Here is a 22,525-nt window from a genome sequence, read left to right as displayed (position 1 = left end):
GGTATCCGAATCAAACAATTGGAGAAATGGTAGCGGAGGTCCGTTCTGTTCAAAATAGCCGAACGGAAGCCCTTGATATCATTGATCTCGGCACCTGGCAGGAAGCGCTCTTAAGCGCACTTCGTTCCTACGCACCAGAGACACCCCAATGAAAATCACGAACATCAGGCGCCTTGACGCGCCTCCGAGCGCGCGTGGCTTTCGTGCGCTGATGACGTTCAATCTCGCCATCACCACCGAGATCGTCTTGTACGACTTGCAACTCGTGCAGGCGCCAGACGGTGCGCACCTCGTCTATCCATCCAACACCTATAACGGCAGCCCGACGGCATCTTTCTCGCCTGCCGTCCGCGGGCAAATCGCCGATCTCGCCATTATTGAATACCGGAGCCATAATGACCAACATTCAAACGTCCGCAGCGCAGCCTGAACCCGACACTCACGACCTTGCGAACCTTCGCCGCGCCCTCATTGACAACGGCTACGCGCCAGTGCCGGTCAAGGGCAAGTGGCCGCACTTCAAGCGCTGGCAGAATATGCGCATGCAGGCCGCGCAGGTCGACGGCTACATTCGCCGCTATCCCGACCATATCAGCACCGGCATCCTAACCGGCGACATCGTCGCCATTGATATCGACGCGCCCGGCGCTACGATCTCTGAAAAGCTCATTGAACGATTGATGGAGATTCCCGGCGCTGCGCATGCTCCCTGCCGCACTGGCAAGGCTCCGAAGTGCCTTTATATATTCCGCGCAACAGATCCACGGTCAAAACGCGAGACGCCGGAGTATCGCGTCTCGGGCGAGAAGTGCCAGGTTGAGGTTTTGGGTACTGGCAATCAGTTTGTCGCGTTCGGCGATCACGTCGAAACCCAGAAGCCATATACTTGGTCGAATGGCGATCCTCTGACGCTGCCGCTGCAAGATCTGCCGGAGATCACGCCAGAGATGGTCGACACCTTCCTGGCAGATGCAGCCGCCATTCTCGCAGCCGCCGGTGAGCCCTTGACGAAGAAGGCGGAGCCACGGAAGCAGCCGCAAGGCGGCGACACGTTCTGGCAGCGCGTCAATTCGGCAGCCTTGGCAAACACTGATGCGTGGGTGACGTCGCTCTTCTCAACCGCCAGCAAGGAAGCCGGCACTGGCGCATGGCGCGTCACGTCCAAGGATCTCGGCCGCAATCTCGAGGAAGACATCAGCATTCACCCTGACGGCATCCGCGACTTCGGCGAAGAGAAAACCACCACTCCGATTCAACTCGTTATCGACTTCGGCGGCGCCGCCACGACGACGATGGCCGCGCACTGGCTGTGCGAGCGATTGGGGCGCGATCCTGCGGACTTCGGATGGGAGACGCGCCAGCCGGCCGTGACGCGCATGTCTTTCAACGCTCGCCCTCATGTTGTTGCCGACAACGATAACGACGACGACGACTTTGATGACGTCGAGGCTACATTCGACGCCAACACCATTCCCGAGGCCGATTGCTACCCGCCTGGCGCCGTCGGGAAGTTCGCGCGCTGGATCACGTCTTGCTCGCGTTTCCCCTCGCCGCACCTCTCGCTTGTTTCGGCGCTCGCGACTACCGCCGTGCTTGCTGGCCGCAGGTACAAGGGGCCGACTGGCTTGCGCTCAAACCTTTATGCCGTCGCACTGGCGGAGTCTGGTTTCGGTAAAGACATCTCGATCCGAGCGGAGGACGCTATTCTGGCCACGGCCACGGACGGCGAGAAAGTCGCGGAGACCCTACTGGCCGACAAGCTGCGCAGCCTCCCCGGCCTTGCAGGACGCTTGCGCAAGTTTCCGGTTGCGCTTGGTGTTGTCGACGAGTTCGGAAAGTGGCTCGCGGAACTTACGGGACGGAACGCAGCGACACACAACAAGGAGATCCTGACAGCCTTGATGGAGCTCACAGGCGCGCCGTTCGGCACTTGGGGCGGTGCGGAGAAGGCCGACGGCAATCTCTCACGCGTCGTGCAGCCGTGCCTTGTCATGCATGGCGTTTCGACGCCTTCGACGTTCTGGGAGGCATTGGGCAGCGGGAATATCTCCGAAGGCCTGCTCGGCCGTCTGCTTGTCATCGATGCGGGCACGACCCCGCCGAAGAAAGTACGGCGACCCGCCGGCAGCATCGACAATCCGCCTGCTGAGTTCGGAGAAATGGTGGATAAGCTGCTTGGCTGGCAAGGCGGCGGACGTTACGGGCCAGGCGCCTTCTATGCGCTTTCGGCCACGAGCAAAACCAAGCCCTGGCCCATGGTCACGGCTTCATACGCCGACGGAGTCGAGGATGTCTTTGAAGGCTTCGACGACCGGATGCGCGCTTTGAAAGTCGACCCCCAATATCGTCCGATCCGCAGTCGTGTCGGCGAGCATGCGGCCAGGTTGGCGTTGATCGTGGCTGTCGGTTGCGACCCGGAAGAGCCAGTCATCACGCTGGAAATCCAAGAGTGGGCGAACCGAGTTGCTGAGGCCAGCTTTCGGGCAATCCTGCGCGGTGCGCACGATAACGTGGCTGACAATGAGAAGGGGCGCGAATACCTCCGCATGAAGCGGATGGTGGACGGAGCGAAGTCTGAAGGACTGGCACTTGGCGTCATCACACGGCGCGTGAAAGGCAGCCTCGATCGCAACCGGCTCAACGATGTACTGGCGCAACTTGAGGAAGCCGGCGAGATCGTGCTGGCCGAACAGCCAGGCGTTCGTGGGCAGACTAGGACGCGGTACTGGTCTCGGGTTCACTTGCCCGAGGATGCGAAACCCTGCGCGAAGCTATAGCGAAAGGCCTGTTTAAGCGCAGTCGAAGGTATGTCCTGTTTTGTTTTGGACATGCCTTCGACCTCGAAATCAGACATGCCTTCGACATGCCTTCGACATACCTTCAGACATACCTTCGACATGCCTTTAAATAGTAAATAGTATATATATATCAATTATATAGCTATGTATTGGCCGAAGGTATGTCCGGCAAAAACGAGGGGGACACCCCCCCACCGGAAAAACAGGGTGTTTTTGCGCCTGAGAGGACTAAGGGTGCGAAAAACGGACATGCCTTCGATTCCACAAGCGGGAGACATCATGGAAGCAGAAGCCGAGACAGACATCGAAAGCGCAGCTCGTCGCAGCTACGCGACAGCAAGCGGCATCACTATGCGGCGCGTCACCTGGCTTGAGCTCTACCATTGGCGCCCAGATCTGCGGCCAGCCAATGACAACGTGCAGAGGGACATGGCCGCGTGAGCCACACCCCTTGCCGCTCGTCGCCGGGGGTGGGTCGCGACTTTGCCAAACAGGCCCGGAACCGGCGCTCCCGCATCGCTCAAGACATTCTGAAATTGGGTCATTCCCAAATGCGTAAAAAATAGATTGACAAACGAATAAAAGTATGAGTCAGCCTATTGACTGAATTGTAAAACCGATCTATCTTACAACCGTAAGGCCATCGCGCCGGCGGATAAGCCGCCAAAACAAGAGCCGCAAAAGCGGCCAGAAACCGACCGACTTTATTGTCGGCCATTAGCCCTGATGGGCACGACCTGGGGAACTCAATGACAATCAACGACAGCCGTGGCATCGCCGCGGAGCACCACCATTCGTGGAATCGACGGGAACACATCCTTGTCGGACAACGGCTCTATAGCAACCGCAAGCTGGCATTCTGGCTGGCCGGGAAGCAGCCCGTCCTAAGGCTGGAAAAGACCGCGCCGGAATCGCCTCTCTCGCCTGAGGCAGCCAGCGCGCCATGGATTCCGGAAAAATTTCTGTCGGACCTCGTGGACGGCGACGACATCGCCGCGTCCGGACGATACATGAGTATCTCGGAACGCCTGCGTCGCCTCTACGCTATCGCCCTGCATTTCACGGCTATCCGCGAAGGCCGCATCGTTCCGACGCGCTATCAGCGCCCTAAGGGCACCCTCGTCCGGATGGAGAACGACGGCCCGACAGCCATTTGGCGTGCCTGGGCTAATGCCATATGGGCGACGTTGCCGGCGAACGATTCCGACATATTCTCTCGGACTGCCAAGACGGAGTCGCCGCGGAATGGGCACTTAGCGGACAGCCTGGCTCTTCTGCTGACGTGGGCGAGGATGCGCGCGCCGCTATCGCTCGACGGCACTAATTGGTTTCAGGCCGACAACGACAATTACGACGGCGAAGAGCAGTCGGCGCGACCCGCATCGAACCTAGAGCGGCGCATGCGGCCTGGCTCGTCCGATGCGGAGCTGCTGTCATTCATAAGGAAAGCCGGCCCGACGGCCGAATGGCGGCACGCCAAGTTGGGCGGTTGCTCCGCCATCGAGATGCGTCCGATTGATGTCGACTATCAAAAGGTGGACGACAAGACAGACAAGGCTGGACGCGTCAAGAAGAGCCACAACGTCATCGTCCGCGCTGGCAGGCTGCGCATTGGCAACGGTAAGACCGTCGCGGATGGAACCCGCGTTGAAGAAGGAACAATTCTCCATCAGGAGGACCGCTTCGGCGAACTGCTCGGCCCGGAGCCCGACCCGGCAGAGAAGGTGCGCAGCGCATCGTACTGGGCATCGCTGTTTAAGGTCGACCGCAAGACGGTTATCGAGACGGACGAGGATGGGAACGAAAAGCTGCGCTTCATCAAAGCGGGTAAGATGCGCCGAAAGGTTATTTTCACGGCGGAAGACCACGCCGCACTTTTGGCAGGCCCGTTACCGGAGGTAACTCGCTACCCCGACGGACTGCCGTGCGGCGCGCCGACTATCAGCGACAATTTCGTCGGGGGCTGGATGTCGAACCCGAAAGGCAACCAGCCGCTTGAGCGATGGGAAGACATCTCCGACGAGATTGCACGCCAACAGGAATTTGAGCGGTGGGCTGCAGCGCTACCGCCGGAAGAGCGCAAGGCGCTAAACCTTGCTGCGACTGCCGCGAATTTCAAAGAAGTTGGCGAGGCCTTAGGAAAAGACGGAAAGACTGCAGAACGATACGGCAAGAAGACACTGGTCGCTGCAAACGACAATCTGAAGAAAATCATCGCCGCCTAGTCCCCATTTGGTAACTCGGCGGCAAGGTAAATAGGAAGGGAAGAACGCCGTCCCTGAGACATTGTCTCCGGCTGGCGCATCCCTTCGCACCATTTCGCCGTCCCCCAGGGCGGCATTTTTCCTTTCGCGGTCTGCCGGCCGCGATAGCCGTCGACGCTATGTAGGGACATGTGGCCGTCGACGGCAGCCCCATTGCTGAGTTCGGATGTAAAACCAGCAATACTATCCGCCCGCGTGACGCGCGGCGTTGATCCGCGGCCCGCTTGCTTCACCTCATAGCAAGCGGGCCGTTTGGTTTTGTCCAATTCAAAATCTTTCAACGGAAAGGAGGCCGTCAATGGCCTGGGAAACTCGCGACTATACGGTCGCCGAGGCCGCTAACCTTGCCGGCCTTCATCGCGCAACGCTTGATGTCGTTGTCCATCGGGCACGCCATCTCGACGTGCTCTTCTCGGAAAGGCGAAAGCATCGCCGCTGGTTTAGCGCGAAAGACATTTGCGTGCTGCGAGTTGGTTACGAGCTCGAGCGCACTGGGCGGGATTGGGCGACGGCTCTTGCGCAGGCGTTCGAACATCTGAGCCAACCGCCACCGTCTGACGCGCTTCTCGTAGTTCCGGCGATGTCCGTCTCGGCTCGCTCTGGGCGCGTCGTCGCCGGCTTATCCGACCTCATCCCCACCGCATCATTCATCGTGCTGCCGCTCGGCAAGATTGCCGCGGAGATCCAGGCGCGCTGCGAACAAATTCAGGAGGCGCCTAGTGTGGCCATTTAGCAGGAAAGCACCACCCATCGAACAAAAAGCTCTCCCTGCCGGGACTGCCAGCTTCGATCCTGAGCTATACACCTTGCTGACAGGCGGCACCGTCGCCGGCATCAGCCAAGGTCAGGCGCTTAGCGTGCCTGCTGTGCAGGCGTGCATTCGGGCCATCAGCGAGGCCGTTGCGACGTCGCCGATCACGGTTAAGCGTCGTGTCGGCGATCAAGAAGTGGATGTTCCTGACTTTCCTGCGCTGCGCCTGCTTACCGGCGAGGCGAACGGATGGACGAGCGGCTTTGAATTGCTGCGTGACCTCGCCAGCCAGGCGCTGACGAGCGATGCAGGCGGTCTTGGCTACGTTAACAGAGTGCGCGGCAAGCCTGTCGAAATCATCCACTACACGCCAGGCTCGATCACTGTCGAGTACGACGCCAAAGGCACGCAGGAGCCCTCGTACCGCATCGGCGGCAAGAAGGTGAAGTCGGCGGACATTGTCCACCTTCGCGGAGCTTTTAGCCGCTGCCCGCTAAGCATGGCAAAGCAGTCGATATCGACCGCCTACTACATCGAGCGGCACGTCGAAAAACTCTTCGCCAATTCGGCCCGACCTGGCGGCATTCTGTCGTTTGAAGGCAAGCTCAACGCGGAAGCGGCGACGCGCATCGGCCAGTCATGGCGTGCGGCGCACGGCGGCGAGAAGAGCGGCGGCGTGGCTGTTCTGGATAACTCGGGCTCTTACACGTCGGTAGCGCTTACGAGCGCCGATGCGCAGACGCTGGAACTTCTAAAGGAAGCAAACATGCAGATCGCGCGAGCGTTCCGAGTGCCACCGTCGATGATCTACGAACTGTCGCGCATGACCTGGTCGAACTGGGAAAGCGCCGGCCGCGACTGGATCACGTATTCGCTAATGCCGTGGCTCAAGGCCATGGAGTCTGCGCTTAACAGGGCGCTGCTCTCTGATGCGGAGCGCGGCGAATACTCCTTCCGTTTCGACGTCGACGACACGACGCAGGCGGATCTCACGGCACGCGCGACCGCAATCAACAGCCTTATCCAGGCGACGGTGCTTTCACCTGACGAAGGCCGGGACTGGCTTGGCATGGCACCTCGCGCGGACGGTCGCGGCGGCGAGTTCATCAACCCCGCGATTACGGTCAAGCCGGCAAACGACAACACGCCACAACCAGAAAAGGATGCAGCGTGAGCAAAATTGAACGCATTGAAGTCAAGGCGGCGCTGACCGCCGCAGAAGACGGCACGATTGAGGGCGTCGCATGGCCTTTCGGCTCCGTCGACCTAGTCGGAGACGAGATCGAGCCAAAAGCGTTTGCAGGTGCCGCGGCGCCCCTGCCGCTCTTGTTCCAGCACGACGAGCCGGTCGGCGTATGGGACGAAATCAAGTCAACAGCGGAAGGCCTTGTAATGAAGGGCCGTCTGCTAGTCAATTCGGTTGCGCGCGCGGCCGAAGTAAGAAGCCTTATTGTAGAAAAGGCCGTTCAAGGTCTCTCTATCGGCTTCGTTACCGAGAAAGCAAGTCCACGCAAAGGCGGCGGACGGCTTATTTCCAAGCTTTCTCTTAAAGAATGTTCGGTCGTTGCTGTTCCATGCAACCCGGACGCACGTATCACCTTTGCAAAGGAACTTTCTTCTATGGAAAATACTGCAATCGACACCAAGGCCATCAACGACAGCATCGAGGCCGTTACCAAGCGCCTCGACGCCATTGAGGCAAAGGCGAACCGCCCCACCGCGGACAACGACAACGACGCGCCGCTCGACACCAAGGCCATCTCCGACTGGGCCAAGACGGGCCGCCTTGACGGCGTCGACACCAAGACGCTGGTCGTCGGCACGCCTTCCGCAGGTGGCTACACTGTTGCGCCGGAATACCGTGCGGACATTATCAAGAAGCTGACCGAGCTCAACCCCATTCGCCAGCTTGCCGGCGTCACTTCGGTCGGCACGTCGAAAGTTTACTGGCCCGTACTCAATAGCGATGCTGCTGGCACTTGGGTCGGCGAAACGGCGGCCCGCACTGAGGACGAACCGGACTTCGCGCAGGTCGGCATCGACGTCTTTGAACACGCCGTCATTGTCCCGATTAGCCGCCAGCTCCTCGAAGATTCCTTCATCGACATGGCCGGCCTTCTTGCCGAGCGCATCGCCGTAGGCTTCGCCAAGGCGGAGTCCACCGCATTCCTGACCGGCACCGGAACTGGTGAGCCGTCTGGCATTATCGACGCTCTGGCATCGCTCGGCGGTCTGAACGAAACCGCAGACGTCATCGCCGACATCGTCGACCTCTACTACAGCTTGCCGACGCAGTACGCCATGAACGGCTCCTGGCTGCTGTCTCGCCCCACGATCGCCAAGATCCGCAAGGCCGCTGACACCTCGACGCAGCGCGGCACCATCTGGTCTGACTCGCTTGCAGTCGGCACTCCGCCGCGTCTGCTCGGCGCGCCTGTGTATGAGGCTCCTGGCCTTGCGACGCACGACTCGACTGGCGCTTCCACGGTTGGCGCATCTGCGTTGTTCGGCGACTTCTCTGCCGGCTTCCGCGTCGTTGACCGTGTCGGCCTCGACGTGATGCGCGACGATTTCACTGGCGCCGCAAACGGCATCGTGAAGTTCCACGCACGCAAGCGTGTCGGCTCGTCGGTGGTACTGCCGGAAGCCATCGTGGCCCTCAAGGGCTAACATTGAGAGGGCGCCTTCGGGCGCCCTTTTCCCATGCCAAGAAAGACCCCCCGTATTTGCACCTGTGGTCGCGTGGTTCCGCCTGGCCAGCAGTGCGTGTGCGCGAAAGCCCGAAAGGCCGCCAGCGACGCTGCCAGGCCCACTGCTGCGGCAAGGGGCTACGATGCGGCCTGGCGCGAAGCACGCGCCAAGCACCTGGCCCGCTTCCCTGACTGCGTCGAATGCGGCGAGCGTGCCACGCTGGTCGACCACGTCGAGAGCATCCGTAAAGCGCCACATAGGCGTCTGGACCCGAGCAACTTTCAATCAATGTGCCCGACCTGCCATGGCCGCAAGACCGCTGCCGTGGATGGTTCTTTCGGGCGAAAGTAACATCAACAAAAGAGGAGAGAAAAAGAGATGAGAGACAATGAACGTAGTATCGCTGGCGCAACCGTTCGAAGCGCAATTCAAGTTCTACCGAGAAGACGACACCATCGGCTGGGCTGACTGCCAAGTAGTCGGCGTCAAGACAGACGGTTTCACTCAGTCGCTGATTATCGTGACCCAAGGCGAGAACGGCATGATCGGTGGCTTTGAGGTCGCCGAGGTCAGGCCGATGCCCATCAGCGCGATCCCCGACGGCAAGTGATCGCCCCCAAGGGGCAGCCATCTGCCGTGATCCACCAAAATTGATAGATCAAAGGAAATCCATCAATGGAACTGATTACTCTTGCGCAGTTCAAGGCGCATGCCCGCATCGACGGCACGGATGAAGACGCAGCCGCACAGGTGAAGGTCGACGCTGCCAACAGCTACGTCTCGTCGTTCCTTGGAACTCTGGCGCCTGATTACGTAGCGCCTGACGAGCTCGTGCAGGCGACGCTGCTGATCGCCAGCCACTGGTGGGAGCATAGGGAAACCACCTTCGCCGGCAACCTTCTAGACATACCGCTCGACGCGTCGGAGATCATCGCGAACCATCGTGAGTGGAGCTTCTGATGACCGCCACCGCAGGGGAGCTCCGTCACAAAATCGAACTGCAAGTCCGAACCCTTATGGACGACGGTTTCGGGAACCAGATTGCCGGACCATTCGAGACTCAAGCATCTGTCCGCGCCAAATTCCACTTCCTGCGTGGTGGAGAGGAAGTCATGGCCGGCCGTTTGGCTGGTAAGCAGCCGGCAATCATCACGGTACGATCGAGCGCCGCGACCCGCACGCTAACCACCGACTGGCGGATCCTGAAGGACGGCCAAGAGTGGAACATCCGCAGCATCACTGATCCGGATGGCCGGCGCGCCTGGCTCGAAATCCTCGCTGAGAGCGGCGTCACCACCTGACGCGACGCCAGCCCACCGACCAAGTCAAAGGAATTAAAGATGAAAATACGACTGTTAGGAATCAACATACAGCGCGTCGTCGCCTGGGACCGGAATTTTGCGATCATGGGATTCGCCGATATCGCCCTTCCGGCTATCGAAACCACGCTGCGCGGCGTAGCGCTGGCGCGTCATGGCGGCCAGATCATTGCGATTCCGCCGAAGGTGCCGGGAGCCAAGCCTGGCGACCTCGCAGCCATCTCGTGGAATTCGCGCGGCGAGTTCGCGAGCAAGGTCTGCGACGTCATCCTTGAGGGATACGCGAAGATGGGCGGCGAGATGCCACCTGCGTCGCCGGAAAGGGCCGAAACCCGCGCAAACGCACTGCGCCGACTTTCCGCTAAGCCATCGCACCAAGACGATGAGCAGGACGACGACAGCGGCTTGCGCCGGCTGCTTGGCGTGGGAGACGCCCAGTGAGCCATCATACTCGTGGCCGCAAGGCCGACCCCAAGCCGGCAGATAATGCCATTAGGAAAGTCCCGCGGCCGCCGGCTCACTTCAACGACGGCGCCAGAGCTGAATGGAAACGGCTCATGCCGATCTTGGTCGAGCGCCGCGTCCTATCGCCAGCCGACATTCACGCAGCAGAGCGCTTCTGCGATGCGGCCGGAGACATTGCCGCAGCGCGTGAGGCTATCGCGAAGGATGGCGCCTACATCACAGACCGTCACGGCGAGATGAAGAGGCATCCTGCATACGCAACTTTGCGCGAGGCGACGGCCGAATCCCGTCGATGGGCTGCAGAATTGGGCGCTACGCCGGCCGCGAGAGCGCGGGTAACGGCAGACGTGGATAAGGAAGACGATGACGACGACTCGCCGCTCTCGGTCTAGGCTGCAACGACCCGCAAACGATAATGCCGCCCTTGTGTCGAAGGCGTTTCCGCACTGGATCTATGACGGTTCGCCGATTGAAGATCCGTTCGGGAAGGGCGAAAGGGCCGTTGAGTTCCTTCGGCGGCTCAAGCACCCCAAGAGCACGTTGCCTGGTCGCCAATTCGTGCTGGATCCGTGGCAAGAGCGCATTGTCCGTAAGATTTATGGCCCGCGTGACGAGCGCGGCCGCCGCATCGTGCGAACTGTGTTTCTGATGCTGCCTAGGGGCGCGAGGAAGAGTTCGCTGAGTAGTGCAATTTCACTTCTCGAGGCGATTGGCCCAGAGCACACGCCTGCTGGCGAATCCGTCTTTGCGGCATCGGATCGAACGCAGGCCGGAATTGGTTTCCGCGAAGCCGCGGACATCATCCGCTGCGACAAGCGTCTCGTCGCAGCCACGAAGATCAACGACGCTTTCAACGCGCCAAAGCAGATCGTCCTGAAGCGCGACAACTCCGTGCTGAAAACCGTGTCGTCAGACGGAGGCGCGCAGCATGGTGGCACACCGCGGTTCGTCCTTGCAGACGAAATCCACATTTGGAAGGGCCGCGATTTGTGGGAGGCGTTGCGAACTGGCCTGTCCAAGACACCTGGCTCGCTGCTTGTCATCGCAACCACGGCTGGCCGCGGGCAGGAAAACTTGGCGTTCGACACGTACTCATACGCCAGCCGCGTGGCTCGCGGTGAAATCGAAGATCCGTCTTTTCTGCCGATCATCTTCGAGCCGGCGCCGAATGCCGATTGGCGAGACGAAGCCGTTTGGCATGCCGTCAACCCAGGCCTGTCTTGCAATCCGCCATACCCCGACATTGCTGGCTTACGCGCGATGGCGCGTGAGGCAGAGAGCCGCCCAGCCGAACGGGAAGCCTTTAGGCAGTTCCACACGAACGCCTGGCTTGACCATTCCGCTGCGCCATTTGTCGACATGGAGACATACGACGCAGGCGCCGAGCCGATCGACCTGGAGGAGCTCCGCGGCCAGCCTTGCTGGCTGGGTTGCGACCTCTCCTCGTCTACGGATTTATCGGTCATCATTGCAGCCTGGCGAGATGGTGACGGTGGTTATGTCATCAAGCCGGAATTCTTTTGCCCCTCCGAAAACATACGCGAGCGGCAGGAGGCTTCGGGGGCGCCGTATGTGCGGTGGGCGGCCGAAGGGCTCATCACAGCCACCGACGGCAACGTTGTGGATTTCCGCGCCGTTGAGGCTCGTATCAGGGAGCTATGCGACGAGTTCGATGTTCAGGAAATCGCGTTCGATCCCGCGTTGGCTCGCGTCATCTTGAGCAATCTTCAGGACGACGGTCTGCCAGCCATCGAGTTCCGGCAAGGCGCGCTATCGATGATGCCCGCCATTGCAGAGCTTGAGCGGGCCGTCGTGGCAAAACGGCTTAAGCACGGCGGCCATCCCGTCTTGCGTTTCTGCTTCGCCAACACCGAAGTCGAGACGAATAGCCACGGACACAAAGTCCGCCTGAAGAAGTCCAAGAAGTGGCTTTCGATCGATGGAACCGTCGCAAGCGCTATGGCGACGATGCGCGCGTCTCTCGGCGATTCTGCCGGTAGCGGCTCGATCTATGACGACGACGGGTGGCAAGAGGCCCTGGCGGCGTTTGCGTAACGTAACCAGACGCCGCTTCGATTCCCGGTTGTAATCCTGCGACTAGGCAACTACGGTTCGGCAATCTATCTCTGCGACTTCGGCGGCGAACCGCTTTTGATGCTGAGGGCCCTTTGACCTCCCATCCGACCTCAAGTCGTTGGTGGCCCAATTTGCGCCACCAACGGCCCCATGCATCTCTTCCCAAATCTGCTTCCGCCGCAAAATGTAGGCGCTCTCTTCGGCTGGGGTGAGTTCAGACCGAGCAAGATTCTCGTCGATCTCCATTAGCTCGGCATGCAGGTCGGATGCCGAGTCGTGGTTTGACGATGAACTGAAACAAAACTGGCGGAGATGAGGGGTGGCCAATGAAGAAAGCACAGCCATTCTTTGCGAGTACACCCACTAACTTCCAAGGAAAGTTCCCCAACATCTCTACCTATGAAATCCGGATAGAGCAGGACCGCAGCGGTTATCATAGCAGGGACGGCAAGCCCACTGTTGGGCTTTACACCGAAAAGGCTAACCTTCCGCCCCAGATTGGGTGCGTCAATCCGCGCTGCCATCGCGGTGGCCTTTCGCTGGAATGGTATCTGCACTCGGTCAAGAAAGACGAGCCATTCGCTTATGAGACCGACTTCTTTTGCAATGGCGACGAAGGGACGCCTGGAGGGAGGAAGAAGGGCGATCCGTGCCTGAACCGTTTCCACGTGGAGATTCGGGCGAACGACCTATCGTCCTACAAGTACCGCTCAGACAGATAGTCACTCCGAGCGGTCTAACTGGGCGTGCGCCAAGACATGCTTGAGCCGTTTATCGCGAAGCTTAACCTCGCTGTATGAAACGTACATATCGAGACCGACATCGTCCGCCTCGGCCAGCGCTTGAGAAAGTTCTTGCGCCAATCGCACGACCTTCATTGCAGCTTCTGTTTTGGCGGCATCGTCCATAGAAATCCCCCCAGGTTGCAATTGAGGTTGCCACAATGCATTTGGCGGTCAAGTAGCGTCTTCTGCCACCAGCTCGCCGACATGCCCGATCGTCACCTGAGTAAACTTTGAAATGAACTGCAGATCAGCGAACGTGCGCAACGACCTCGGTGCACGGTAGTCTATGCGGTCGAATCTATCGCCAACTCGCCATTCAATACGAGCTGATGGATTCGGCCCGTACAGGTAGACGTCGACCGCGCCGTGTTCGGGGTCGCGATAGGAATCGCGATCGGCGGGAACTGCCTCGAGCAAAGCGGCGAGCGCATCGCCGAATGTCTCGCCCCGCTTCACCTCTTTGCCGTCGTCATCGAAGACTAGGGAGTCGGACGCGGCCAGTGACGCATATTCCCGCACCGTCTTGGCGCTGTCCTTGACGTTTCGACTGCCGGCGACGGCGATAATCAGGTTTGCCGCGTCCTCGAAAGTGACGCGGGCGACTGCGCGCCCCCTCCCACTCATTGTGCGAAGCTCCGCTAGAGCTAGGTTGCGGTCGTGCTGGATGACCGTTCCCTCAGGAACCCCCGTTTCTCTTGCTATTGCGGCAACCAACTCCTTTGGGCTTGCCATGCAGTCTCCTCATCGTGGTGTGTGGTGGCATCTAAGTAGCACAAATTTCTTTCGCGTAAAATGCAAAAGGGAGTTGACTACATTTCTCAATTGCGTATTATGCAAAACAGATTTGATGCAGCGAGGAAAACGAATGACACTGCATACGCTTCCGCAGGCAGACAGAAAGCTCAAAGTTCAGGATCTTGAGAATGACGTTTGCAGCCTGCTCCACATGACCCGCATCGCGGTTTCGCACATCGAGGGCGTCGTCAACTTCGAGCACAGCATCGGTAACCTGTCCGATGACGACTCAAACGGCGTGATCTTCGCTTTGTACGAGATCCACAGCCGCGCCCAAGCGCTTCGAGATCGGTTCTACGAGGCCGTGCACGGACAGAGCGCCTAATGAGTTTCGCCCACGTATCGTCGCAGGCCTTCTATCCTGACAGACGTAATGGACAGATGCGCGTTCGAGTCGCGCCGTGGGCTCCAACTACAGCGCTGCTGCACCACCCGGCAATCCGGCCGAGCAGCGCATGGCCAGCGCGGCCCACCACCGTCTTATGACGCGCGCTGGCCGGTATTCTATTGACTGCAAGCAATGAGGAGAATGGATATGAGCAACACTCTTTCTTTCGAACTGAAAAAGACCGCTGAATGGCGCGCCGAGAAGGCAAAGCGTCATCAGGAAGATTCGCGCAATCAAACTGCCAAGATCTTGCTGACCCGACTTGCTGAGCAGGTTGCTGATGAGGAATTGTCGAGCCGTTACGACAGCCTTCACGAAGATGAAGGCGTCAGCTCGAATCGCCTTGGCGAAATACATTCGGAGGTTCTCGGCGAGATTGGCTTTCAATGGGAGCCAAAGCACGTCAACGAGGTCATCGAGAGGATTGTCAATCGTGCTACGGGCAAGGCGCCGACGACCGACGACCTGGCAGAAGTGAATCGGAAACGCGGCGAAACGGATGCCGCCGCAACGGCTGCCGGTAAAACCGCAAACTAATTGTGTCCTCCGGGCCGCTGCTCTCAACGGAGCGGCGGCTTTATTCGTGAGCGCCCCTTGATGGAGGCGGCGTGTTTTCAGTTAATTTATGTCCATCACGAACAGCAGGAAGGAGAATGAATGTCCGCACAACTGGCAACCATCAGCAACTCGCATAGCGGCACCCCTGCGCGAGAGGTGTTTCTGGCTTTCGTTAGAGCCTTGGCCGTGAGGCAGGCGCGCATTGACGCCATGGTAGCGTCGGCAGCCAACGACAATCGCCCATCATGAGGCGCGCCATCATATACGCACGGTACTCCACGGACTTGCAAAACGACCAATCCGTCGAAGACCAAATCAGATTGTGCAAGGCTCATGCCGAAAGGCTGGGCCTTCAGGTCGTTCAGGAATACTTCGACAGAGCGAAGTCTGGCGCGTCCATGTTCGGCCGCCCTGGTCTCTCTAGCCTTATGCAGGCTGCTGAGATGGGAGCATTCGACGTACTAGTATCGGAAGCACCTGACCGCATCTCACGCGACATCGCCGACCTCGCCCACATCCACAAGAGCCTGACGTTCCGCGGCATCGAAATGAACTGCGTTAACGGCGGGCGCATGGATACTGTCCAAATCGGCATGTATGGCGTCATTGGCCAGATGCAGCGCGAGGAAGGCGCGAAAAAGGTAAAGCGCGGCATGGTGGGCGTCGTGCGCTCTGGTCGAAACGCTGGCGGCAAGGCATACGGCTACCGCCCTGTGCTTGGGAAGAAGGGCGAACTAGAGATCGTCGAGGAAGAGGCCGCGACGGTGCGGAGAATATTCGAGCTTTATGCCACCGGCATCGCCCCGCGCACCATTGCCGCGACATTGAACGCTGAGGGCATCCCTGCGCCGCGTGGACTGCGCTGGAACGGCTCAACAATCAACGGCAACGGCCAGCGTGGCAACGGCATCCTGCGCAACCCGATCTATGCCGGCAGGATGATCTGGAACCGCGTGCATATGGTGAAAGACCCGTCCACCGGCCGCCGCATATCGCGCATCAATCCAGAAAGCGAATACGAGGAGATAGACGCGCCTCACCTTCGTATTGTCGACCAGTCGCTCTTCGACGCTGTGCAAGCGCGGAAAGAGGCGACAGGAGGCGCGCGAGCACGAGACGTGCCGAAGTCCAAGCGCTTGCTTTCTGGCCTGTTGCGCTGTGGCTGCTGTGGCGGCGGCATGGCGCTCATGGGCGTAGACAGAAGCGGGCCGCGGATTCAGTGCAGCACCTATCGAGAATCCAGAAGCTGCACAAACGGCGCGCGCTATTACATTGAGAAAATCGAGCGCCAGGTGCTCGACAGCTTGCGCATCCAGTTCGCTGATACGGCCATCATTGACGAATACGTGAAAGCCTATCGCGAAGAGCGCCGCCGTATCGAAGCAGAGGCACGCCGGAACCGCAGCACTTCAGAGAAAGCGCTGGCAGACGCCAAAGCCGGCATCACGCGAATCGTCGAAAGGATTGCAAAAGGTCTGATCGATGACGACGAGGCGGCGGTGCTACTGCAGCCCTTGCGTCAAGAGCGCGATCGACTTGAGCGAGAGATCGCCGCAAGCGAGGCACCTTCGAACGTTATCGAGCTCCACCCGCAAGCCGTGAAGCGCTTCAAGGAGAATGTCGAGCATCTTGCCGACATCGTCGCAACAAAGACCGGCACTGTTGACGTTGGCGCGGCAAGCGCCTTCCGGCAATTGGTGGCGGCCATTATCGTTCACCCAAGGGAAAAAGGAGAGCCGTACACGATCCAAATAAAAGGATACTTGTCTAGCCTGATTGATTCCACACTGTCGGCTAGATCGTTGGTAGCGGAGGAGGGATTCGAACCCCCGACACAAGGATTATGATTCCTCTGCTCTAACCTACTGAGCTACTCCGCCGGGTACCGCGTCGGGGCTTCGAAGGGGAAGCCGTCTTGACTGGACGGGCGGCTTATAAGGCGCGCTTCCGGCCAGTGTCAAGCCAAGTCTCCGGGAAAATGTGAAGTTTTCACAACAGCCCGGAAATCAAGGGCTTCAGGCGGCCGCCGGCGCCGAAAGCAGCGCCTTCAAGGCCGCTTCCGCACCCGCTTCGCGTTCGGATTTGCGAATAAATCCGCCGCCATAGACGCGCGCATCCTCGCCGACACCCGAATAGAGCGCGCAGGCCTGGCCGGGCGCGATGCCGGCTTCGCCCTCGGCGAGCTCCACATAGATGCCCTCCTCGTCCATCGCCAGGATAGCCGGGGCCGGCTGGCGGGTGGAGCGCACCTTGGCGAAACAGTCGAAGCCGCGGGCAGCAGCCGCTTCGAGCTCCTCGTCGCCAAGCCAGTTGACGTCGCGCAGATAGACGCGGCGCGTTTCCAGCGCTTCCTTGGGGCCGACGATCACGCGGCGCGAGCGGGCATCGAGATAAACGACATAGAGCGGCTCGCCGGTCGCAATGCCGATGCCGCGGCGCTGGCCGATCGTATAGTGCAGGATGCCCTCATGGGTGCCGAGCACGCGGCCGTCGAGATGCACGATCTCGCCGGAAAGCGCTGCATTCGGCTTCAGCTTCGAGACGATGTCGCTGTACTTGCCCTGCGGCACGAAACAGATGTCCTGGCTGTCGGCCTTCTGGGCGACGACGAGGCCCATCTCCTCGGCGAGCTTGCGCGTCTCGGCCTTGGAGAGATGCCCCAGGGGAAAGCGCAGATAGTCGATCTGCTCCTGCGTCGTCGCGAAGAGGAAATAGCTCTGGTCGCGGTCCGCATCGGTCGGCCGGTAGAGCGCCCGCTGCCCGGCATAGCGCGGGTTCGGGCTCGGGCGCGAGCGGATGTAATGGCCGGTCGCCAGCGCATCGGCACCGAGCTCCTTGGCGGTCGCAAGCAGATCGGCAAACTTGACCGTCTGGTTGCAGGCAACGCAAGGGATCGGCGTTTCACCGGCGATATAGCTTTCGGCAAAGGGATTGATCACCGTTTCGCGGAAGCGCGCCTCGTAATCGAGCACATAATGCGGAATGCCGAGCGTTTCGCAGACGCGGCGCGCGTCGTCGATGTCCTGGCCGGCGCAGCAGGAACCGGCGCGATGGACGGCAGCGCCGTGATCATAGAGCTGCAGCGTGATGCCTAAGACGTCGTAGCCCTCGCGTTTGAGCAGGCCGGCGACCACGGAACTGTCGACGCCGCCGGACATGGCGACGACGACACGCGTATCTTCGGGCTTGCGGTCAAAATCAAGACTGTTCACGGGATCCAATCCGGCCTTCGGGCGGTAATCCTTCACCTGCCCTGTTTCACGCTTCATCCGATGCTTAGCCGAGGAACTCTCGGCTTGCGGCACGCTCGGCTTCTACAGCGCCGCGCGTCTGATCAGACGCGCTAAGGTCGCTGTAGCACTTTCGAGTTGCTGCATGTTTTTGTCCTTTACTCGGCTACGATTAAAGGAAACATGCAGTCGGCGCCGCGCGTCCGATGAGACGCGCAAAGGTCGCCGCAGCACTTTCAGTTCCGCGACATATAGAAACTTGTCCGTCCGGCGGCAAGGCCGGCCGTCAGCCCCGGCGACCCCGCGCGTCTTTAAGACGCGCCATGCCAGCGTCAGATCAGCTTCAGCCGCATGGCGCGGGCGATCGCCTGCATGCGGTTGACGGCGTCGAGCTTACGGGTCGCGCTCTTGAAGTAGCTGCTCACCGTATAGGTCGAGATGCCAAGGATAATGGCAATCTCGTCGCTGCTCTTGCCGGCGGCCGCCCAGCGCAGGCATTCCACCTCGCGGCTCGACAGCTTCTCGCGCGCCGAATTGCCGGTGTCGAAGGTGCGCTCCAGGCATTCGAAGAGCTGGACCAGCGCCAGATAGAGCGTGGCGCATTCGACGCCGAAGGGTGCCTCGCGGCGGCCGGACAGCATGGCAATGAAGGGATCGCCGGTGCTCGTATGCAGGAGCACGGCGAAGTGGCGGGCCATCTCCGGATGGGCGAGCAGCCGGCGCACCATGGCCTCGTCCACCGGCTTCGCAGCGATATCGAGGAGCTCCGGCCCGCCGGTCACCGGCAATTTCGTAAAGCGCAGCCGCTCGACGAGCGCGCTCGACTGGAAGGTTTCGCAGGCGTCGTACTGGCGAACGAGCTCCGACGGCCAATTGCTGAGCACCAGCCGCTCGGAAAAACGCTGCTGCTCGGCCAGCGGCATGCGCGCGATCATGAAATGGCCGAAGCCATAGCGGGCGATCAGCCGTCGCATGAGGTGCAGAAGTTCGTACTCGGTCCGGACGGCCGCCGTATCGACGTCCGAAAAAATGTCCGCCGTGTCCGCCTCGCGCAGCAAGGCCGGCTCATTCGATTCCTTCATCTGCGATCACCACATCCCCAGGCGCCACCGCGCCCGGTCGAGAGAATACAAAAACGCCTCAGATCACCTGAAGCATGAACTTCACCCGACGAACAAAATACAGCCGTCGCCACCGGCCTGACCGCGCAAGCAACGCGTCCGGTTGTGAAAATTATGACGATGCACCAAGAATGATTGCGGGAGAGCACATACGTCGCTCATCCTTATTTCGGCGCCTCGTTACCAAAAATTTTAGTTAAAGTGAAATGTGGTAATTGCATGGCTCCCATGACAATTCCGGGATAATCCAGGCTCTTCTCAAAGCAATTCGCGAGGACAGCGCTCAAGCCCCCCATGAATGGATGGGGGAATATCGGCGATAATCGGCGATGAGATGCCCCGCCGAAGTGTCTCAAATTATGAGCAAATTGTTACTTGCTGCTTAGGTAAATGTTAAATGTGGCAGGCTAAGGTCTCGGTCATATGGTCTTGAGTTTGTGTAGAGAGTCCCATGACCGAAATGATGCGACCACGCGTAAAATATGTCATCGGCCCCGATGGCAGCCCTCTGACGATTGCGGATCTGCCGCCGGCCAATACTCGGCGCTGGGTGATCCGCCGCAAGGCAGAGGTCGTTGCCGCCGTGCGCGGTGGCCTGTTGAGCCTTGAGGAGGCGTGCGAACGCTATACCCTCACGGTCGAAGAATTCCTGTCCTGGCAGTCCTCGATCAACGATCATGGTCTTGCCGGCCTGCGTACCACTCGCATCCAGCAGTATCGCCACTAGTTCGCCCATTGCAGGGCCATAGGTCGAGCGGCGGCTTCGGGTTCCCCGGAGCCGCCGCCGTCGTTTCGGCCTCCACAGGCCGCGCGTTTTATCAAACGCGCAAAGGCCGCTGTAGAACTTTGATTTCTACATGTCTTCGTCCTTAAATCGAGGTCGATTTAAGGAGACATGCAGAGGCGAAAGCCGGATTGGTGCCGTTTCGCGAACAGTGTGTGTATCAGCGCGAGTGGATTGACGGATTCCGATTTCCGGATTTCTGCGTTAGCTTCCGCACAAAGAAACCGGTTCACCAAGGAAGTCTGCCATGGAAATCGCGCACGAGGAAACTGGATCGCACGGCCGCTACTCGACCGTTGTCGAGGGACATACCGGGGAAATGACCTATTCGCGCACCTCGCCGCAATTGATCATCGTCGATCACACCCTCGTTCCGGACGCGCTGCGCGGCAAGGGTGTCGGCCAGGCGCTGGCCAAACACGCGATCGACGAGGCGCGCAAGGGTGGCTGGAAGATCATCCCGCTCTGTCCCTTCATGAAGGCGCAGGCCATGCGGCATCCCGAATGGCAGGATGTCATCCAGGGATGAGACAAGACTGAGAGCCTGCCGCCTGTCCTGACCTCAACAAGCTCCCTGATCTCAAAATGAGAAGACCCGCCCGAATGCCAAAGCGTCGGGCGGGTCTCTTCGTCTTGTCACGATCGTGCCGGATCGGGTCATGCCAACGGCATGATCCGACAAGGCTGAAAATATCTGCCCCGAAACGGGTTACCTGCCTGACCAGCGCACGGAATCCCCCGGACCGGAACCGACCTGGGGTCAAATCGTCCGTCAGATCAAGGCCTTGCGGCTTGGCTGCGCCCGATCGAGGCGCAGGAGCCGCAGCTTATGCCCGCAGGCGGGTCGATGTGTCCCGCTCTTCGAGGGCCGCCGCCTTCGCGTATTCAGCCTGCACTTCTTCGAGCGCGAGCTCGGCAGCATCCTGCTGCGCCTTCAGTTCGCGAATGGAAACCTGAAGATTGTCGGCTCTCTGACGTGCGGCCTTGGCGAAGGTGGGATAGGCGAAGTGCTGGGGATCGGAGATACCCGACTTCTTTTCCTCGAAAATAATCTGATTTTCCAGATCCTTGGTCATCCGCTCGAACTCAGCCATCATCATCTGAAGCTGGTTCAGCTGACGCTGCTTCTCGCGAACCTGAAACTCCTTCAGGCGGACAAGGCTCTCACGTGCTTTCATACGCAATACTCCCGTGGATAACGAGACCCCGGTTACTGATTTGCCCGCAAGCCGGCCCGAACGGGCCGGAAACGAAAAATCTTCAGCGATATTAACAAAAGCCTACCGCTGGTAACCTTTCGTTTACGGGCATCGTTAATCATAGGCGCGATGATTTAAGGCTCCGTAAATGCTGAGGCACGAAATGTGACCGCCCCGGCATTAACGAGTCGGAAGAGTCAGATAGCGGAATTTCTTCATGTTTCACATGAGATTGGCCGTTCTGGATTCACGTTTGAAATCAGGAGACTGCTAAAAATATTTAACAATCTCGATACACCTTGCCAGAGGGAATCAGAATTTGTTAACCATTTGGTGGCAGCCTCCAAATCAGGCAACGACTGGATCCGTATCGCGTAAGGGTGCCACGACGACCTTGGGCGGCGGAAAAGGGGAAGAATATGCGGGTTCTACTAATCGAAGACGATAGCGCAACGGCTCAGAGCATTGAGCTGATGCTCAAGTCCGAGAGTTTCAACGTCTACACCACCGACCTCGGTGAAGAAGGCGTCGATCTCGGCAAACTTTATGACTACGACATCATCCTTCTCGACCTCAACCTGCCGGACATGTCCGGCTATGAAGTCTTGAGAACGCTGCGACTTTCCAAGGTGAAGACCCCGATCCTGATTCTCTCCGGCATGGCCGGCATCGAGGACAAGGTCCGCGGCCTGGGCTTCGGCGCCGACGACTACATGACCAAGCCCTTCCACAAGGATGAACTGGTCGCCCGTATTCACGCCATCGTCCGCCGCTCCAAGGGTCACGCCCAGTCGGTCATTTCCACGGGCGAGCTGATCGTCAACCTGGATGCCAAGACGGTCGAAGTCGGCGGACAGCGCGTCCACCTGACCGGCAAGGAATACCAGATGCTCGAGCTGCTTTCGCTGCGCAAGGGCACGACGCTGACCAAGGAAATGTTCCTGAACCACCTCTATGGCGGCATGGACGAGCCGGAACTGAAGATCATCGACGTCTTCATCTGCAAGCTGCGCAAGAAGCTTGCAAACGCCGCCGGCGGCGCCAACTACATCGAAACCGTCTGGGGCCGCGGCTACGTGCTGCGCGAGCCGGACGGTGCTGAATACGCCGAAACTGCCTGACACCCGTAAAGGGCCTGCACGACCCGCATGATGCGGGCCCGGAAGTTCACAAAACCCGCCGCGCGCGGGTTTTGTTGTTTCTAGAGTAGGCCGCGCAAAAGCGCCCAGCGGTCTTGCGGTAACGCCAGACGAAAAAGCAAAAGCTTGAAGCGCAAGCAGCGAATCTCGGAGAGCGCGAGG

General features: G+C 59.6%; 26 protein-coding genes and 1 tRNA gene. 21 read left to right on the top strand and 6 right to left on the bottom strand.

The genetic code is table 11. The features are described 5' to 3' along the window. The first annotated feature begins 148 nt into the window (after nt 1-148). The 15 genes from BHMPCIPO_RS30145 (at nt 149) to BHMPCIPO_RS30075 (ending at nt 13,086) form a co-directional block, all read left to right on the top strand. Nucleotides 149-430, top strand: a complete 282-nt coding sequence (locus BHMPCIPO_RS30145; protein ID WP_173520496.1) for a hypothetical protein — start codon at nt 149-151, stop codon at nt 428-430. Beyond that, a complete protein-coding gene (locus BHMPCIPO_RS30140; RefSeq protein WP_173520495.1) occupies nt 396-2,777 on the top strand; it encodes a bifunctional DNA primase/polymerase in 2,382 nt (793 codons plus the stop codon). The genes BHMPCIPO_RS30145 and BHMPCIPO_RS30140 overlap by 35 nt, the downstream gene beginning before the upstream one ends. A 300-nt stretch (nt 2,778-3,077) precedes the next feature. Next, complete coding sequence (locus BHMPCIPO_RS30135) at nt 3,078-3,239, top strand: hypothetical protein (RefSeq protein WP_173520494.1); 162 nt, start codon at nt 3,078-3,080, stop codon at nt 3,237-3,239. A gap of 308 nt (nt 3,240-3,547) precedes the next feature. Beyond that, nucleotides 3,548-5,023 carry a hypothetical protein gene (locus tag BHMPCIPO_RS30130; protein WP_173520493.1) on the top strand — a complete coding sequence of 492 codons (1,476 nt, stop codon included), beginning with the start codon at nt 3,548-3,550 and terminating at the stop codon, nt 5,021-5,023. 337 nt (nt 5,024-5,360) lie between these two features. Further along, a complete protein-coding gene (locus tag BHMPCIPO_RS30125) occupies nt 5,361-5,795 on the top strand; it encodes a hypothetical protein (RefSeq protein ID WP_173520492.1) in 435 nt (144 codons plus the stop codon). Then, nucleotides 5,782-6,987 (top strand): phage portal protein, encoded by a 1,206-nt coding sequence (locus BHMPCIPO_RS30120; protein WP_173520491.1) that lies wholly within the window; start codon nt 5,782-5,784, stop codon nt 6,985-6,987. Before BHMPCIPO_RS30125 ends, BHMPCIPO_RS30120 begins: the two co-directional genes overlap by 14 nt. Further along, entirely contained in the window at nt 6,984-8,483 is a 1,500-nt protein-coding gene (locus BHMPCIPO_RS30115) for a phage major capsid protein (protein ID WP_173520490.1), read from the top strand. Before BHMPCIPO_RS30120 ends, BHMPCIPO_RS30115 begins: the two co-directional genes overlap by 4 nt. Before the next feature lie 33 nt (nt 8,484-8,516). Then, nucleotides 8,517-8,855 (top strand): HNH endonuclease signature motif containing protein, encoded by a 339-nt coding sequence (locus tag BHMPCIPO_RS30110; protein WP_173520489.1) that lies wholly within the window; start codon nt 8,517-8,519, stop codon nt 8,853-8,855. Nucleotides 8,856-8,892: 37 nt separating this feature from the next. Further along, on the top strand, nt 8,893-9,114 hold the full coding sequence (locus tag BHMPCIPO_RS30105) for a hypothetical protein (RefSeq protein WP_173520488.1): 222 nt from the start codon (nt 8,893-8,895) through the stop codon (nt 9,112-9,114). 65 nt (nt 9,115-9,179) lie between these two features. Then, nucleotides 9,180-9,464 carry a head-tail connector protein gene (locus BHMPCIPO_RS30100; RefSeq protein ID WP_173520487.1) on the top strand — a complete coding sequence of 95 codons (285 nt, stop codon included), beginning with the start codon at nt 9,180-9,182 and terminating at the stop codon, nt 9,462-9,464. Then, entirely contained in the window at nt 9,464-9,805 is a 342-nt protein-coding gene (locus BHMPCIPO_RS30095; RefSeq protein WP_173520486.1) for a phage head closure protein, read from the top strand. The genes BHMPCIPO_RS30100 and BHMPCIPO_RS30095 overlap by 1 nt, the downstream gene beginning before the upstream one ends. A 105-nt stretch (nt 9,806-9,910) precedes the next feature. Continuing rightward, on the top strand, nt 9,911-10,264 hold the full coding sequence (locus tag BHMPCIPO_RS30090) for a hypothetical protein (RefSeq protein WP_173520485.1): 354 nt from the start codon (nt 9,911-9,913) through the stop codon (nt 10,262-10,264). Continuing rightward, nucleotides 10,261-10,680 (top strand): phage terminase small subunit P27 family, encoded by a 420-nt coding sequence (locus BHMPCIPO_RS30085; protein ID WP_173520484.1) that lies wholly within the window; start codon nt 10,261-10,263, stop codon nt 10,678-10,680. The genes BHMPCIPO_RS30090 and BHMPCIPO_RS30085 overlap by 4 nt, the downstream gene beginning before the upstream one ends. Nucleotides 10,681-10,714: 34 nt before the next feature. Further along, complete coding sequence (locus BHMPCIPO_RS30080; RefSeq protein ID WP_376741735.1) at nt 10,715-12,343, top strand: terminase large subunit; 1,629 nt, start codon at nt 10,715-10,717, stop codon at nt 12,341-12,343. Nucleotides 12,344-12,690: 347 nt separating this feature from the next. Then, nucleotides 12,691-13,086: a hypothetical protein gene (locus BHMPCIPO_RS30075; RefSeq protein WP_173520482.1), complete on the top strand. Its 396-nt coding sequence runs from the start codon at nt 12,691-12,693 to the stop codon at nt 13,084-13,086. Here the strand turns inward: BHMPCIPO_RS30075 and BHMPCIPO_RS30070 are convergent, their stop codons facing one another. Together BHMPCIPO_RS30070 and BHMPCIPO_RS30065 are read right to left on the bottom strand one after the other, a co-directional pair. Continuing rightward, nucleotides 13,087-13,272 carry a hypothetical protein gene (locus BHMPCIPO_RS30070; protein ID WP_173520481.1) on the bottom strand — a complete coding sequence of 62 codons (186 nt, stop codon included), beginning with the start codon at nt 13,270-13,272 and terminating at the stop codon, nt 13,087-13,089. A gap of 48 nt (nt 13,273-13,320) precedes the next feature. Beyond that, nucleotides 13,321-13,881, bottom strand: coding sequence for a hypothetical protein (locus BHMPCIPO_RS30065; RefSeq protein ID WP_173520480.1), 561 nt, complete (start codon nt 13,879-13,881; stop codon nt 13,321-13,323). Nucleotides 13,882-14,014: 133 nt separating this feature from the next. Between BHMPCIPO_RS30065 and BHMPCIPO_RS30060 the strand changes: the two genes are divergently transcribed. The 3 genes from BHMPCIPO_RS30060 (at nt 14,015) to BHMPCIPO_RS30050 (ending at nt 16,737) form a co-directional block, all read left to right on the top strand. Then, nucleotides 14,015-14,269 carry a hypothetical protein gene (locus BHMPCIPO_RS30060; RefSeq protein ID WP_173520479.1) on the top strand — a complete coding sequence of 85 codons (255 nt, stop codon included), beginning with the start codon at nt 14,015-14,017 and terminating at the stop codon, nt 14,267-14,269. 210 nt (nt 14,270-14,479) lie between these two features. Beyond that, nucleotides 14,480-14,869, top strand: a complete 390-nt coding sequence (locus BHMPCIPO_RS30055) for a hypothetical protein (RefSeq protein WP_173520478.1) — start codon at nt 14,480-14,482, stop codon at nt 14,867-14,869. A gap of 266 nt (nt 14,870-15,135) precedes the next feature. Continuing rightward, on the top strand, nt 15,136-16,737 hold the full coding sequence (locus BHMPCIPO_RS30050) for a recombinase family protein (protein ID WP_173520668.1): 1,602 nt from the start codon (nt 15,136-15,138) through the stop codon (nt 16,735-16,737). Here BHMPCIPO_RS30050 and BHMPCIPO_RS30045 read toward each other — a convergent pair. The 3 genes from BHMPCIPO_RS30045 to BHMPCIPO_RS30035 form a co-directional block, all read right to left on the bottom strand. Continuing rightward, nucleotides 16,694-16,770, bottom strand: a tRNA-Met gene (locus tag BHMPCIPO_RS30045). The genes BHMPCIPO_RS30050 and BHMPCIPO_RS30045 overlap by 44 nt on opposite strands. A 135-nt stretch (nt 16,771-16,905) precedes the next feature. Next, the gene (gene mnmA / locus BHMPCIPO_RS30040) at nt 16,906-18,159 is read right to left on the bottom strand and encodes a tRNA 2-thiouridine(34) synthase MnmA (RefSeq protein ID WP_173520477.1); all 1,254 of its coding nucleotides are present in this window, start codon (nt 18,157-18,159) and stop codon (nt 16,906-16,908) included. 293 nt (nt 18,160-18,452) lie between these two features. Further along, nucleotides 18,453-19,202, bottom strand: a complete 750-nt coding sequence (locus tag BHMPCIPO_RS30035) for a helix-turn-helix transcriptional regulator (protein ID WP_173520476.1) — start codon at nt 19,200-19,202, stop codon at nt 18,453-18,455. Between the two features lie 490 nt (nt 19,203-19,692). Here BHMPCIPO_RS30035 and sciP point away from each other — a divergent pair, with 490 nt between their 5' ends. Both sciP and BHMPCIPO_RS30025 read left to right on the top strand, forming a co-directional pair. Then, nucleotides 19,693-19,968, top strand: coding sequence for a CtrA inhibitor SciP (gene sciP, locus BHMPCIPO_RS30030; RefSeq protein ID WP_003527546.1), 276 nt, complete (start codon nt 19,693-19,695; stop codon nt 19,966-19,968). Nucleotides 19,969-20,272: 304 nt separating this feature from the next. Next, nucleotides 20,273-20,554 (top strand): GNAT family N-acetyltransferase, encoded by a 282-nt coding sequence (locus tag BHMPCIPO_RS30025; RefSeq protein WP_173520475.1) that lies wholly within the window; start codon nt 20,273-20,275, stop codon nt 20,552-20,554. Nucleotides 20,555-20,852: 298 nt separating this feature from the next. Here the strand turns inward: BHMPCIPO_RS30025 and BHMPCIPO_RS30020 are convergent, their stop codons facing one another. Then, nucleotides 20,853-21,203 carry a flagellin family protein gene (locus BHMPCIPO_RS30020; protein WP_057254717.1) on the bottom strand — a complete coding sequence of 117 codons (351 nt, stop codon included), beginning with the start codon at nt 21,201-21,203 and terminating at the stop codon, nt 20,853-20,855. Nucleotides 21,204-21,643: 440 nt separating this feature from the next. Here BHMPCIPO_RS30020 and ctrA point away from each other — a divergent pair, with 440 nt between their 5' ends. Continuing rightward, nucleotides 21,644-22,345, top strand: a complete 702-nt coding sequence (gene ctrA, locus BHMPCIPO_RS30015) for a response regulator transcription factor CtrA (RefSeq protein ID WP_025424706.1) — start codon at nt 21,644-21,646, stop codon at nt 22,343-22,345. Nucleotides 22,346-22,525: the final 180 nt, after the last annotated feature.

The sequence above is a fragment of the Ensifer sesbaniae genome (assembly GCF_013283665.1).
GTDB lineage: Bacteria > Pseudomonadota > Alphaproteobacteria > Rhizobiales > Rhizobiaceae > Ensifer > Ensifer sesbaniae.
The sequence above is the reverse complement of the archived record's forward strand: the minus strand, read 5'-3'. Positions and strand labels throughout refer to the sequence as shown.